Here is a 14,402-nt window from a genome sequence, read left to right as displayed (position 1 = left end):
GTTCAACTGTTGGCGAGTTCCTTCATGATGTCGACGGCCTCGGTGAGGATCCGGCGCTGGTCGGGGCTGAGCGTGACGATGCGCTGGGCGAGCCAGGCATCCCGGCGTTTGCGCGTCTCCCGCATCAGGGTGCGCCCCTGGTCGGTCACCGTGAGCACCACCTTGCGGCCGTCGTCGGCAGAGCCGGCCCGGTTCACGAGGCCAGCCTCGACCAGCGCGTTGACCGTGCGGTTCATCGACGGCGGCGTGACCCGCTCGCGTTCGCTGAGCTCGCGGAGGGTGAACGGGCCATGGAAAAACAGGGTGCCGAGGGCCGAGAACTGGCTCGAGCTGAGCTCGTTGTCGGCCTTCTCCTGCCGCAGGCGGCGGGCCAGCCGGCCGTTGGCCAGCCGAAAATCGTGACTCAACTCGGCTACCGTCGCACGTCGACCAGGGGAGACCTCCGGCGCAAGCACGTGAGATGTCGGTGAAGATTCCATAGCTACCCACCCTAACCACTTAGCCTCGCTAAGTATTCCCTGCTCGCAGCCTAGTTCAGGATCGACGGCAAAGAACCGGAATCCAGAGACGCGCGGGGCGAGTCCTGCCAGACTGGCCTCGTGCCTACCTACACGGATGACTTTGGCGTCTCGATCACGTATTTCACCTGGCCGGTCGATCGCCCGCGGGCCATCGTGCAGCTCGCTCACGGGGTCGGTGAGCATGCGCAGCGGTATGCGGAGCTCGCCACCCGACTGAACACGGCCGGCTACACGGTCTACGCCGACGACCACCGCGGCCACGGCCAGACCGGAGTGCACCAGTATGACGGCGACCTGTCCCGCCTCGGCCGCCTCGGCCCCGGCGGACTGCGCGCGGCAGTGGCCGGCGTACGCCAGCTGAGTGGGATCATCCGCGCCACTCACCCTGACCTGCCGCTCGTGCTGCTCGGCCACAGCTGGGGGTCCTTCATGGTGCAGATGATCGTCAACGCGCACGCCGCCGATTACGACGCGGTCGTGCTCAGCGGCACGGCCTACCGGATGCCCGGCTACCTGGACAGCGGCGACCTCAACCGCCGACACAAGCACCTCGGCGACACCGGGGTGGAGTGGCTCAGCCGCGATCCAGAGGTGGCCCGCGCTTTCATCGCCGACCCGCTCACGACCACGACCCCGCTGGCCAAGCTGTTCGGGCTGCGAGAGGCGGCGCGCCTCTTCGGCAGGCCGGGCCGCGACCTGCCGCCGGGCCTGCCGCTGCTCATCCTGGTCGGCGGTGACGACATCGTGGGCGGGGAGCGCAGCGCTCGCAGGCTGGTTCGGGCCTATTCCGGGCGGTCGGGACTTCGGGACATCCGGGTCATCACCTACCCCGGTGCCCGCCACGAGGTGTTCAACGAGACGAACCGTGAGGATGTCTTCGACGACCTGATCGGGTGGCTGGCCAAACGTTTTGCCGTGCGCGCCGATTAGGCTGGCGTCATGCACGGTGAATATAAAGTTCCAGGCGGCAAGCTCGTCGTCGTCGATCTCGATGTCGTTGACAACACGATCGTCGACTTCCGGCTGGCCGGTGATTTCTTCCTCGAGCCCGACAGTGCGCTCGGCGACATCAACGCGGCCGTGAACGGCCTGTCCGCCGACAGCGACGCGGTCAGCATCGCCGCCGCAGTGCGCGCCGCGCTCCCGGCCCATGCCACGCTGCTCGGGTTCTCGCCCGAATCGGTGGCGGTGGCCATCCGTCGCTCCCTCGCCCAGGCCAGCGGCTGGCGCGACTACGAGTGGCAGCTGATCCACACCAAGGCTGTCGCTCCCGTCATGCAGATGGCGCTTGACGAGGTGCTCGCGATCGAGGTCGGCGAGGGGCGCCGCAACCCCACGATGCGGATCTGGGAATGGACGGAGCCGGCCGTCGTCATCGGCAGCTTCCAGTCCCTGAAGAACGAGGTCGACCCGGTCCAGGCCGCCAAGCACGGCTTCACCGTCGTGCGCCGGATCAGCGGCGGCGGCGCCATGTTCATGGAAGCCGGCTCGGTCATCACCTACTCGATCTACGCACCGACCGACCTCGTTCAGGGCATGACGTTCGCTGACTCCTATGCATTCCTCGACGAGTGGGTGCTCACGGCGCTCAAATCCCTCGGCATCGACGCTTACTACCAGCCGCTGAACGACATCACGAGCCCCAAGGGCAAGATCGGCGGGGCCGCGCAGAAACGTCTCGGCAGCGGCGCCGTGCTGCACCACGTCACCATGAGCTACGACATGGACGGCGACAAGATGGTGCAGGTGCTCCGCATCGGCCGGGAGAAACTCAGCGACAAGGGCATCACGAGCGCCGCGAAGCGCGTCGACCCGCTGCGCAGCCAGACCGGCCTCAGCCGGGATGCGATCATCGACCGGATGAAGGCGACCTTCACCGGGCTCTATGGCGCCGTCGCCGGAGAGATCACCGAAGCGGAATATGCCAGGGCGACCGAGCTGGTAGAGACCAAGTTCGGCACCGAAGAGTGGATCGGGCGGGTTCCCTAGGCCACGGGGCCGTCAATGCGCGGGCTACCGTCCGCGCGTGAGTAGGTCCTGGTACTCGGCGTGCAGGTCGATCCAGCGCACAACGTAGGGGCACACCGGCACGACCGTGAGCGTGGTGCGGGTGCGAACATCGTCGAGCGCCTGCTCGACGAGGATGCCCGCCAGACCTTCGCCCCGGTGCGCCGGGTCCACCTCGACGTGGGTGAACAGCACATCCTGGCCGGCGACCTCGTAGTCGGCGAAGCCCACGGTGGTGCCGGCGAGCTCGAGCGTGTACCGGGCCAGGGCCGGTTCGTGACGGAATACGACCGAGTCGGATTCCCCGGTCGTTTCCGGGGATGCTGCATCTGGTGTCATCCCCTCAGCGTAGGCTGCCTGACACAATGAAGGAATGCCGATCGCGTGGTCTCCCTCCTCCCCCAGCCGTGTCGTCCACGCGAACAACCTCGAGGTTCTGCCGCAGCTGCCCGACGCGGCCTTCACGCTGATCTACCTGGACCCGCCGTTCAACACGGGGCGCAAGCAGAACCGGCAGACCACGACGTCGGTGCGCGCACCGGCGAGCCCGGTATCCGTCGCCCTGGGTGCGGACGCCGCGGGCATCATCACCGGCTTCAAGGGCCAGCGGTATGAGCGGATCAAGGGTGACCTGCTCGGCTACGACGACCAGTTCGAGGACTATTGGGCCTTCCTCGAGCCGCGCCTGATCGAGGCCTGGCGCCTCCTGTCCGATGACGGCACCCTCTACCTGCACCTCGACTACCGCGAGGCGCACTACGCCAAGGTGTTGCTCGACGCCCTCTTCGGCCGGGACTGCTTCCTGAACGAGCTGATCTGGGCCTACGATTACGGCGCGAAGTCGAAGAACCGCTGGCCGACCAAGCACGACACGATCCTGGTCTACGTGAAGAACCCGGCCCGGTACTACTTCGACTCGACCACGGTCGACCGCGAGCCCTATATGGCGCCCGGTCTGGTCACCCCCGAGAAGGTCGCGAAGGGCAAGCTGCCGACGGATGTCTGGTGGCACACGATCGTGTCGCCCACCGGCAAGGAAAAGACCGGTTATCCCACCCAGAAGCCCGTCGGCATCCTGCGCCGTATGATCCAGGCGTCCAGCCGCGAGGGGGACTGGGTGCTCGACTTCTTCGCCGGCAGCGGCACGACGGGTGCGGTTGCCGCGGCCCTCGGCCGCCGCTTCGTGCTGGTGGACCAGAATCCCGAGTCGATCCAGGTCATGCGCACGCGCTTCGCGCTGCTGCCCGCGGTGGAGTTCCTGCCCGGCGGATTCGAGCCGGCCGTGCCCGAGCCGGCCGCGCCCGAGCCGGCCCAGCCGGCGCTGTTCGATTTCGGCGCCGACCGGCCCGGGGCGAGGCTGGGAGCATGAGACTTCGCATTTTCACCGAACCGCAGCAGGGTGCCTCCTACGACGACATCCTCGCCGTGGCCCAGGCCACGGAGACGCTCGGCTTCGACGCGTTCTTCCGCTCCGACCACTACCTCGCGATGGGAGACACGGCTCCCGTGCTGCCGGGGCCGACGGATGCGTGGACCACCCTGGCGGGCCTCGCCCGGGAGACCCGGCGCATCCGCCTCGGCACTTTGGTCTCGTCGGTGACCTACCGTCCGCCGGGGATCCTCGCGATCCAGGTGGCGCAGGTCGACCAGATGTCGGGCGGGCGGGTCGAGCTCGGCCTCGGCACCGGCTGGTTCGAGCAGGAACACCTGGCCTACGGCATCCCGTTCCCGGCCAGGCGGTTCGGCATGCTCGAGGAGCAGCTGGAGATCGTGACCGGGCTCTGGGAGACCCCGGTCGGCGACCGCTACAGCTTCGCCGGCGAGCACTACACGCTCGTCGACTCGCCCGCCCTGCCCAAGCCCGTGCAGGCCCGCATCCCGGTGATCGTGGGCGGTGGCGGCGCCAGGCGTACCCCGGCCCTGGCTGCCCGCTTCGCCACCGAGTTCAACCTGCCGTTCCCGGATTTCGCGGATGTCCCGGCCAAGTTCGCCGGCGTGCGCGCTGCATGCGCGGCCATCGGTCGCGATCCCCGTGAGCTGGTGTACTCGGCGGCGCTGATCGCCGTCGCGGGCGCGAACGAGGCAGACTTCATTCGCCGGGCCGCGGCCGTGGGCCGGGAACCGGCCGAGCTGCGGGCGCACGGCGTGGCCGGCACGGCGTCCGAGGTCGTGGACCGCCTCGGCGCCCTCGCCCACGACGGGGTCGAGTGCGTCTACCTGCAGATCATGGACCTGTCCGACCTCGGCCACTTGGACTTCATCGCCCGCGAGGTCATGCCTCAGCTGGCCTGACCGCCCTGCCCGTCCTGCCCGTCCCGCCGGTATTGCCGGTGCGCGGGTGCTGCGCCGCTACGCTGCCGGCGCGCCACGCGCGCAACGGCGCAGCACCCGCACCGGGGAAGCCGCGCGTGTCACGCCGACTCGCGTAGCACCAAACGGGTCGGCATGAGGGTGCGGTGCGGCATGCTCTCGTCGGCGGCGAGCCGGCGCAGCAGAATGTCCGCCATCGCGTAGCCCATTTCCTCGGAGGGCTGGCTCACCGTGGTCAGCGGCACCGGGCCGCTCGTCGCGGCCGGGCTGTCGTCGAACCCGACGATGGCCACGTCGCCGGGCACAGAGCGGCCGAGCTCACGCAGCACATCCACCGCCCCGGTGGCCATCAGGTCGCTCGCCACGAAGAGGCCGTCGATGTCGGGGCACCGCTCCAGCAGCCGGCGGGTGGCTGCCGCGCCACCGGCGGCCGTGAAGTCGGCGAGTTCGACGGCATCCGCGGGCAGCCCGGCCCGCTCCAGCGTGCGCTCGAACCCGGTGAGGCGGTCGATGCCGGCCGGCATGTCCACCGCGCCGGCGATCGAGCCGATGCGGCGGCGCCCGATGTCGACGAGGTGCTGGGTGCCCGTCTCGGCACCCGCCGCGTTGTCGACGTCAACGAAGTAGGCGGCGAGGTTGTCCGCGTTCGACGGCCGGCCGCCGAAGACCACCGGCATGGTCTTGTCGAGTTCGGCCACGAAGTCGTCGCCGGTGTGGTGCGAGATGATGAGCGCTCCGTCGACGTTGCCCGAGCGCAGGTAGCGCAGAGTCTTGTGCCGTGGGTCGCTCGACGCAACGAGCAGGTTGAGCGTGTAATCACTTTGGTCGAGTCGGCGGGTGATGCCCTGCACGACCGCGGCGAAGTAGGGGTCACCGAAGAACCGGGTCATATCCTCAGGCACGACCAGGGCCACGGCCTCGGTCTGCCGGCTCGCGAGCGAGCGGGCCGCCCGGTTCGGAACATAGTTGAGCTGGTTGATGGCGTCCGTCACCGAGGCGACGATCTCTGGGCTGACCCTGGTGGACCCGTTCACGACCCGGCTCACGGTGGCCCGGGAAACCCCGGCCACCTCGGCCACCATTTCCAGGGTGGGCTGCGAAGGACGGACCTGGCGCACACTCGTTATCATGACGCCATTATATTTTGCCCGCATCCCTCGCGGTTCCGGTTCAGGAGAGGGCGCGGTTGCGGATGATCTCGGCGTAAGAACGTCCGCTGTCCTTGACGGTGCGCTCCTGGGTCTCGTAATCGACCCGCACGATGCCGAAGCGCTTCTCGTAGCCCCAGGCCCACTCGTAGTTGTCCATCAGCGACCAGTAGAAGTAGCCCTTGACGTCGACTCCCTCATCGATCGCGTCAAGGATGGCGCCCAGGTGGTCGGTCAGGAATTCGGTGCGCCGGGCATCCGGAACAGTGCCGTCCGCGGCGACGACGTCGTCGAACGCCGCGCCGTTCTCGGTGACGTAGAGGCTCGTGCCGGTCGGGGCGGCGTAGTCGGTGTTCACGCGAACGAGCAGTTCGCGTAGCCCGTCGGGCTGCACCTCCCACTCCATGGCGGTCAGCGGCAGCCCCTGCGGGTGGTCGTAGACGCCGTCGGCCGCCGGGAACGGCGACCGGGTGGGGCGGTCGGTCGGGGCCTGGGCGAGCAACGGATGTTCGGCCGGGCGATCACTGACCAGGTCGCCGTGGTAATAGTTCACGCCGAGGGTGTCGATCGGCTGGTTGATCTGGGCCAGGTCTCCCTCGTGGATGAAATCGGTCAGCCCGTACTCGGCCACGTCCTGGAGCACATCCTCCGGGTAGAAGCCGCGGAAGACCGGGTCGAGGAAGATCCGGTTGAACTGCCCGTCGATGCGGCGCGCGGCATCCACGTCGCCCGCATGCGTCGGATCGACCGGCTTGGCGACGGTGAGGTTGAGCGTGATGCCGAGCTCGAGCTTCGAGTCGCGTTCGCGCAGCGCCTCGACGGCGAGGCCGTGCCCCAGGAGCAGGTGGTGTGCGGCGGCCAGGCCGTCCCGGGGGCTCTGCCGCCCGGGCGCGTGGGCGCCGGCGGTGTAGCTGAGGAAGGAGGAGCACCACGGCTCGTTGAGAGTGGTCCACACGCCCACGCGGTCGCCGAGGGTGTCGTGCACGGTGAGGGCGTAGTCCCGGAAGCGTGCGGCGGTGTCGCGGTTGGTCCAGCCACCCTTCTCCTCGAGGGCCTGCGGCAGGTCCCAGTGGTAGAGGGTCAGCCACGGCTTGATGCCGGCGCCGAGGAGCTCGTCGACCAGGCGGGAGTAGAAGTCCACGCCCTTCGGGTTGACCGGCCCGCCGTCGGGACGCACCCGGGCCCAGGAGGTGGAGAAGCGGTAGGTCTGCAGCCCCAGGTCCTTCATCAGGGCGACGTCGCCCTGATAGCGGTGGTAGTGGTCGCAGGCGACGTCGCCGTTGTCGGCCTTGAGGACAGCACCCGGCACGCGGCTGAACGTGTCCCAGATGGAATCCGTGCGGCCGTCCTCATGGGCGGCGCCCTCGATCTGGTAGGCGGCCGTCGCCGCCCCGAAGAGGAACTCGGGCGGGAAGGAACGAACGTGTGAGGTCATACCCATATTCTCGGTGATTGTTTCGAGTGTTCCGAACGAGGTCATCCCTTGACCGCGCCCTGCATGATTCCGGCCACGAGCTGCTTACCCAGGAAGATGAAGACCAGGATCAGCGGGATGATCGAGAGCACCACGCCGGCCAGCACGAGCGAGTAGTCGACGTAGAAGGCGGCCTGCAGCTGCTGCAGTGCAACCGGGAGGGTCGGGTTGCCGGGGCCGAGCACGATGAACGGCCAGAAGAAGTTGGTCCAGGTGCCGATGAACGTGAACAGGGCGAGCATCGCCGCGGCCGGGCGGGCGGCCGGGAGACCGATGTGCCAGAAGCTGCGGATCATCGACGCTCCGTCCATGCGCACCGCCTCGATCAGCTCGTCGGGCAGTGCGTCGCGCAGGTACTGGGTCATCCAGAACACGCCGAACGCGGTCACCATGGCGGGCGCGATGACGGCCCAGAGGCTGCCGGTCCAGCCGAGCCTTGACATGACGATGAACAGGGGCACGACGCCGAGCTGGGTCGGCACGGCCATGGTCGCGATCACGAAGATGAGCAGACCTTCCCGGCCGCGGAACTTCAGCTTGGCGAAGGCGTAGCCGGCGAGCGTCGAGAACATCACGACGCTGAGCGACACCACGGACGACACGATGATGCTGTTGCCGAGCGCCGTCCAGAACGGGATGCTGTCGATGACCGTGGCCGCGTTGGCGATGAAGTTACCGCCCGGGATCCACATCATCCCGTTCTGGTTCAGCGCGGAGGCATCCTGGCTGCCGATCAGGAACGACCACCAGATCGGGAAGGCCGAGCCGAGGATAACCGCGATCAGGATGCCGTAGACCCAGAGGGACGGCCGACGGTCGTGCCCGCCGATGATGGTCTTGCTCATGAGATGCCTTTCGCGCGGACGCGCAGCTTGCGGTCGCCGGTGCCCGCGATGCGACGGGTGATGAGGAAGTTGATGACAGCGATGAGGATGATGATCAGGAACAGGAGCCAGGCCACGGCGGACGCTCGGCCGAAGTTGCGCTGGTTCCAGCCGAGTTCGTAGATGTACAGGGTGAGCGTCTGCCACTGGCGACTGGCTCCGCCCTGGCCGACGTTGTCGAACATGCGTGCCTCGTCGAAGATCTGCAGCCCGCCGATCGTCGAGGTCAGGATGACGAAGATGATGATCGGTCGCAGCAGCGGCAGGGTGATCGACCCGAAGGTGCGCCAGCGGTTGGCGCCGTCGATGATGGCGGCCTCGTAGTAATCGCGCGGGACGGCCTGCATGGCGGCGAGGAAGATAAGGGCGTTGTAACCGGTCCAGCGGAAGTTCACCATTGTGGCGATGGCGAGGTGGCTGGGGATCACGTCGACGTGCCAGCGCACGGGCTCGAGGCCCAGGCTCATGATCGCGCTGTTGATCAAGCCGAACTTGTCGCCGAAGAGGTCGTTGAAGATGAGTGCGACGGCGACCGGGGCCACGACGTAGGGAAGGAGCACGCCCATGCGCCAGAAGGTCTTTCCGCGCAGGTTGAAGTCGAGCACGGCGGCGATGCCGAGCGCGACGATGATCTGGGGGATGCTCGAGAGCAGGAAGATGCTGAAGGTGTTGCGCAGGGAGTTCCAGAAGTATCCCTGGCTCAGCACCGTGACGAAGTTCTCCAGGCCGACGAAGTCGCCCTGGCCGCCGATGAGGTTCCAGTCGTGCACCGACACCCACGCCGTGTACAGCAGCGGGAAGAGGCCCATGACGGCGAAGACGAGGAAGAAGGGGGAGATGTAGAGGTAGGGCGAGAAGCGCACATCCCAGCGGCTCAGTGTGTGGCTGAGGGCGATGCGGCGGATGCTGCGGGCATTCACCTCGACAGCGGCAACGGTAGTCATGAAAGTCCTTCGGTGGTTGAGCTTGTCGAGGCCCGGGTGAGCCGGTCGAGACCGGGGTCGGGCCGGCCGGGACCAGGTGGTCTCGACAGGCTCGACCGGCGGGATGGTGCTGGTTAGCCGAGCGACTCGACGTCGGTGACCCACTGAGCCCACGACTCGTCAGCCGTCATGGTGCCGTCTTCGACGCGGGTGAGCGCCTGCTGCATGGCGTCGTTGATCGCGAAGTAGAACTCGCCCTTGTACGGGGTCACGTCGACAGCGGCGGCGCGGTTGGCAAGGATCTCACCGGTCGGCGCGTTGTTGAAGAACTCGTTCGTGGCGCCGAGGAGTTCGTCGCTCTCGAGGGCTTCGAGCTGGCTCGGAAACGTGCCCTTGGACGCGAACGCCTTGAGCTGCTGCTCCGGGGCGGTCAGCCAGGAAGCGAGCTTCTGGGCCTCGGCCTGGTTCTTGGATTGCTCGGGAACGGTCAGGTACGAGCCGCCCCAGTTGCCGCCGCCGCCGGGGAACGTGTCGGCGATGTCCCAGCCGGCGACGCCTTCAGCGTTGCCGGAGATCACGCCGAGCATCCAGCCCGGGCAGAGCATCGTGGCGAAGCCGTCGTTCTGGAAGCTGGCGGTCCAGTCGTCGCTCCACTGTCCGAGGTGCGCGGACAGCGTGCTGCTGGCCTCGAGCACGCTCGTGTAGGCCTTCTTCACCTCCGGGTTCCCGGTGGCGATGATGGTGCCGTCTTCTTCTTCATAGGCGTTGGGGATCTGGTTGACGACGCCCTGCCAGGTGGCTCCGGCAGAGTCGAACCACGGCACGTTCGTGCCGGCAGCAGCGAACTTCTCACCGGCTGCGTAGTAGCTCTCCCAGCTGGTGCCGAGGAGTGCGGCGACCTCGGCGCGGTCGGTCGGAAGACCGGCGGCGGCGAACAGGTCGGAGCGGTAGCAGACGGCTTCCGGACCGATGTCGGTGCCGTAGGCGATCAGGCGGCCGTCGGCATCCGTCGCGGCCTCGGTCTTCCAGTCGAGCCAGCGCTCGTCGACGTCGTCAGAGGCGAGGTCGATGAACTGGTCGGAGTATTGGAGCAGTTCCGGCAGCCAGTCGACCTCGATGGCCTCGATGTCGCTCAGGCCGCTGCCTGCGGCGAGACGGGTCGTGAGGTTGTCGCGGGCCTCGTTGGAGGTGGCGGCCTTCTTGTGCGTGATGGTGACGTTCGGGTTGGCCTTCTCGTACTCGGCGAACAGGTCGTCATAGCCGAATTCGTTGAACGTCGCGACGGTCAGTTTGACGTTTTCGTCGGTCGACTGCTCTCCGCCGGCGTTCGCTGAACAACCGGATAGAACCAGTGCGAAGGATGCTGCTCCGGCGACTGTTACTGCAAGTGTGGTGCGCGGGAAACGCTTCACGGTCACTCCCTTGTGTGCGTGCTGATGGGTGGATGCAAGGTCGCTCTCATTGTGCCGTGAGAGCGCTCTCACGTGGTGGTGCTTACGTTAGTGCGCGCATCGATGGTTTGTCAAGAGAGCGCTCTCTCCTGGCTCGGCGGTCAGAGTCCGTCTTGGTCCGGTACGGTCACCGTGAGGGAGCGCACCCGGCCGTCGCGGCGGAAGACGCTCGCGCTCACGTCGGCGTCGAGCGTGCCGCCGGGACCGGGCACCTGGGCGCCGTCGGCGAGGTGTGCGACCATCTCGAGCGGGCCGCCGCGGTGGAACACGACCGGGACCTGACAGAACGTGAACGCGAGCGTGTCCGCGGGCAGCTGGACGCTGTGCTGCTCGCCGAGGACATCCCGGTAGGCGAACGTGCCGGGAGCCGTGGTCCACTCGCCGGCCCGCAGCAGGGTGGGCCGCAAACGGATGCGACCGCCTTCGACCCGCAGGCCGAGCTCGCCCAGGCGGGTGAGCACCTCCTCTTTGACCTGCCCGGTCATCCCCGGCTGCCGGGCGCCCTGGCCGGCGGGCGTGTGCGAGTAAGGATCGGTGGGGAACGCACCGTAGGTGAGCGGATCCTTGCGGTAGCCGATGCCGGCACGCACGTCCTCGTACGCCATCATCAGCCCCTGGATCGAAGTTTCATCCGCCTGCTCGGCGACGGCCCGGTCGAGTGTCTCCTGCACCGCGAGCAGCAGCTTCGCGACCATGTGCCAGTAGATGCTGCCGAGGCCCTCGTAGGCGAAGAACGAGCCGGAGCGCCCGGTGAATTCCGCATGCCGGAAGACTTCCTCGAAGATGGTGAGCAGTTCGGCCCGGTCCTGTTCCACGGCGCCCTGCAGCGTCGGGTCGGCGCTGAGCCGGTCGAGCGCCTCCGAAACGCCCCTGGCGTTTCGGATGTGGGCGGCGAAGTGCAGGTCGCCCTGAACATCCCGCACAACTATGCTGCGGTCGCCGGCAGCGATGAGGCGCAGGGCGAGAGGGCAGTCGGCGGCCCGTGCCGCACTGAAGGTGTTGCGGGCGAGGAAGGACGAAAGGTCCTTGTCGGGATAGAGGATGTAGCTGTGCTGGTCGGCGCGGTACAGCCGGCTCGTGCGCAGGGCACCGAGCAGGTCCAGCGTCTCTTCCGGGCCGAGCAGGCCGGAGGAAAGGATGGCGACCTGGCCCTCGAGCATCTCCGCGAGCCGACGCACATCGGCCCCATTGTCTCCGAACTCCAGCACGTTGTAGGAGTGCACGAGCCCGTCGTCCCGCCGGTTGGCGTGCAGGCCGGACTCGATGAAGCGCCGAGCCAGATCGAGCAGCTCGGCGACGTCTCCCGCGGCGACCGTCGACCGCTCCCCATCGAACCCGGCGTAGACCCGCTCGCGATAGGAGGTCCCTGCCTCGCCCAGGCCGTCCATCACGGCCCGGCGGCGAGTGGAATCGAACCCGCCGGCCAGGCCGTCCGCATGCTCGAAGAGCACGTCGCGCACCGCGGTGAGCAGTCCGGCGAGCTCGCTCGAGAGCTCGACGTCGACCGTCAGGAGGTCCTGCACGAAGACGAGGTAGCGGCGCAGATAGGCGAGGGTGACCACCGACAGGCCACGGCCGACGAGCGCGTTGTTGGCGTCGTTCCATTCCGGGCGCTGGGTCGTCATCCAGATGCCGCCGTCCGGCACCAGATTGACGAGCTTGGCCAGCAGGAGCAGCAGCACCTTCTCGGCCAGCGTTACCCGCACGAGGGCGCCGTCGGCACCGTGCACGAGCCGACCGTCCGAGCCCTCCTCGGCGACCCGCCGCGTGATCGTGCGCTGCCGCTCGTCGTCGAAGGTGATGGTGTTGTACGGGTCCGTGAGGATGTCCGCATAGGCGGCGATCCGGTACGGCACGTCGGCGTGGGTGAAGGCCGCCCGGTTGATGAGCGCGTCGAGGCGCCCCGGGTGGAATCGGCGGGAGGTCTCGAGCAACTTGAGCAGGTAGATGATCTGGTGGTCGCTCCAGTAACCGATGTTGGCCCAGGGGTCTTCGGGCTCGGGGACCTCCCAGTCGATGCCCTCGCGAGAGATCCGGTACGGGTTGTAGCCGTCGGCGGTCGTGGCGTCAAGGAAGATCGTGACCATCGACTCCACGTATTCGGGGAATGACCAGGCCAGCGCCTCCCAGTTCTGGAAGATGTCCCGCCAGTTGCCTTGGTATTCCAGGCGACGGATGCCACTCTCGTCTTTCAGAACGATCCGGAACTGATTCCACGGCCGGCTCGGATCGCCGTGCCGGCGGCTGAACGTGAGCGGCAGGTATTCCGTGGCGAGGCGCCACAGGTCTACGTCGCCGTACTCCTGGGCGATGGCGATGAGTTCGTCGGAGCGCAGCCGCTCGGGCAGCGCCGCCAGCACGCCGGCGCAGCGCTGGGCGGTCGACTGACTCCGCTGAATGATGAACGCCCGCACGTCGCTCAACTCCACCGTGTAGCCCTCGGCCGGAACGCCGCCGCGCATCGTGTTGAAAAGCACGTTGGCGGTGTGGTGGATGGTCGCGAGCTCGTCGCCGCTGTGCTGGGCGGCGTCGGTGGCCGCGAGGATCGTCTCCAGGTCGGACCGGGTGCCGACGATGTCGGCCGCGAGCTCCTCGGCGAGCCCGGCAGGATCTCGCAGCTTCTCGCGCAGGGCGACGACATCGGCCGCGTCCTGGTTGACGTCGGCGACGATCTGCCAGCGCTGCGTGCTTCCGGGGGCCAGCGTGATCCGTGCGTGCACGAGGTAAGCGCCGCGCTGGCCGCGGACATCCGTCTCGGCGGTGATGCCCCGGCCCCGGGCGAAGGCAGCCACCTGGCTGATCGAGAGCAGGTGCTCGGCGTTGCCCAGCCCTACCTGCCAGGCCACGTTGGCCTGCAGCGACTCGCTGGGCTCGGCGAGGTCGGAGAGCGTCGCGTTCAGCGTCAGCAGCCCGAGGCCCGTCGAAGAGTCGAGTTCGGCCCGCTTGTAGGCGTCCAGCAGCACGCTCAGCTCGTTCTGCGTCTTCTTGAGGGCTCCGGCGGGAAGGATGTTCACCAGGCCGTCGAGGAGGTCGACGTCGAGCGTTTCGCCGAGCTGCTCGCCGGTGAGCTTCTGGTCGGTGAGCGAGGTCAGGGCGCAGCTGCGCACGACGCCGAAGCGGGCACTCGTCTGCCAGGTCACGCGCAGGCGCAGGCCGAGATCCGGGCGGGTCTCCTCGAAGACCAGGGTCGTGCCGAGGGCGTCCTTGTACAGCGTGCGCTGCACGGCCTGATCGCCGGGACGCACCTCCGCGAACGGCTGCCAGTGAATCCCGGTCCCGTCGGGGCGTCGAACGAGCAGCACGCTGAGCCCACCGGTTCGGCCGCCGCTCTCGGTGACCTTGTCGTCGGTGTAATACGGGAACAGGGCCCGATCGGCGTCGACCCGTCCTGCCGTCAGGCCGCCCGTGCTCGAGATGAAGAGCCAGACGTTGCTCGCGCCGACGAGGGTCATGAAGAACGGCGGCATCTGGTCGTAGGCCTCGATCCGGTAGAACCGGCGCCCGTCCAGATCGACCGGTCCGCCCCGGACGGTGCCCTCCGCAGGGTCAGTGCCATCTGCGGGGTCGAACGGGATCTCGCCCCGGCCGGTGGGCTGAATGATGGTCTCGAGGGGCATGCGATCCTCCATTGGATTCACTCCGGCGGATGTTCCGGCCGGCGAAGGCTCCACCATCTCACTGATG

General features: G+C 67.8%; 12 protein-coding genes. 4 read left to right on the top strand and 8 right to left on the bottom strand.

Annotated elements, in window-relative coordinates:
- Positions 1-2: 2 nt before the first annotated feature.
- A complete protein-coding gene (locus E3O28_RS04785; protein WP_233191233.1) occupies positions 3-407 on the bottom strand; it encodes a MarR family transcriptional regulator in 405 nt (134 codons plus the stop codon).
- A 192-nt stretch (positions 408-599) separates the two neighbouring features.
- Between E3O28_RS04785 and E3O28_RS04780 the strand changes: the two genes are divergently transcribed.
- Complete coding sequence (locus tag E3O28_RS04780; protein WP_104099911.1) at positions 600-1,451, top strand: alpha/beta fold hydrolase; 852 nt, start codon at positions 600-602, stop codon at positions 1,449-1,451.
- Between the two features lie 9 nt (positions 1,452-1,460).
- Positions 1,461-2,510, top strand: coding sequence for a biotin/lipoate A/B protein ligase family protein (locus E3O28_RS04775; protein ID WP_104099910.1), 1,050 nt, complete (start codon positions 1,461-1,463; stop codon positions 2,508-2,510).
- 24 nt (positions 2,511-2,534) lie between these two features.
- On the opposite strand, the gene E3O28_RS04770 is transcribed toward E3O28_RS04775, so the two are convergent.
- Positions 2,535-2,867: a GNAT family N-acetyltransferase gene (locus tag E3O28_RS04770; protein ID WP_104099909.1), complete on the bottom strand. Its 333-nt coding sequence runs from the start codon at positions 2,865-2,867 to the stop codon at positions 2,535-2,537.
- Positions 2,868-2,901: 34 nt separating this feature from the next.
- Between E3O28_RS04770 and E3O28_RS04765 the strand changes: the two genes are divergently transcribed.
- Together E3O28_RS04765 and E3O28_RS04760 are read left to right on the top strand one after the other, a co-directional pair.
- Complete coding sequence (locus E3O28_RS04765) at positions 2,902-3,897, top strand: site-specific DNA-methyltransferase (protein WP_134375165.1); 996 nt, start codon at positions 2,902-2,904, stop codon at positions 3,895-3,897.
- Entirely contained in the window at positions 3,894-4,820 is a 927-nt protein-coding gene (locus E3O28_RS04760; RefSeq protein ID WP_104170057.1) for an LLM class F420-dependent oxidoreductase, read from the top strand. The genes E3O28_RS04765 and E3O28_RS04760 overlap by 4 nt, the downstream gene beginning before the upstream one ends.
- 119 nt (positions 4,821-4,939) lie before the next feature.
- On the opposite strand, the gene E3O28_RS04755 is transcribed toward E3O28_RS04760, so the two are convergent.
- From E3O28_RS04755 to E3O28_RS04730, 6 genes are all read right to left on the bottom strand, one after another.
- Complete coding sequence (locus E3O28_RS04755) at positions 4,940-5,968, bottom strand: LacI family DNA-binding transcriptional regulator (protein ID WP_104099906.1); 1,029 nt, start codon at positions 5,966-5,968, stop codon at positions 4,940-4,942.
- A gap of 40 nt (positions 5,969-6,008) precedes the next feature.
- Positions 6,009-7,421 (bottom strand): GH1 family beta-glucosidase, encoded by a 1,413-nt coding sequence (locus E3O28_RS04750; protein ID WP_134342541.1) that lies wholly within the window; start codon positions 7,419-7,421, stop codon positions 6,009-6,011.
- Between the two features lie 41 nt (positions 7,422-7,462).
- Entirely contained in the window at positions 7,463-8,305 is an 843-nt protein-coding gene (locus E3O28_RS04745; protein ID WP_104099905.1) for a carbohydrate ABC transporter permease, read from the bottom strand.
- A complete protein-coding gene (locus E3O28_RS04740; protein ID WP_104099904.1) occupies positions 8,302-9,288 on the bottom strand; it encodes a sugar ABC transporter permease in 987 nt (328 codons plus the stop codon). Before E3O28_RS04740 ends, E3O28_RS04745 begins: the two co-directional genes overlap by 4 nt.
- 113 nt (positions 9,289-9,401) lie before the next feature.
- Positions 9,402-10,679: an ABC transporter substrate-binding protein gene (locus tag E3O28_RS04735; RefSeq protein WP_104099954.1), complete on the bottom strand. Its 1,278-nt coding sequence runs from the start codon at positions 10,677-10,679 to the stop codon at positions 9,402-9,404.
- 140 nt (positions 10,680-10,819) lie between these two features.
- A complete protein-coding gene (locus E3O28_RS04730) occupies positions 10,820-14,335 on the bottom strand; it encodes a hypothetical protein (protein WP_134415330.1) in 3,516 nt (1,171 codons plus the stop codon).
- Between the last annotated feature and the right edge of the window lie 67 nt (positions 14,336-14,402).

The organism is Cryobacterium sp. TMT2-14 (assembly GCF_004402465.1).
GTDB lineage: Bacteria > Actinomycetota > Actinomycetes > Actinomycetales > Microbacteriaceae > Cryobacterium > Cryobacterium sandaracinum.
Note: the sequence above shows the minus strand (reverse complement) of the source record. Positions and strands in the feature narration are given on the sequence as shown.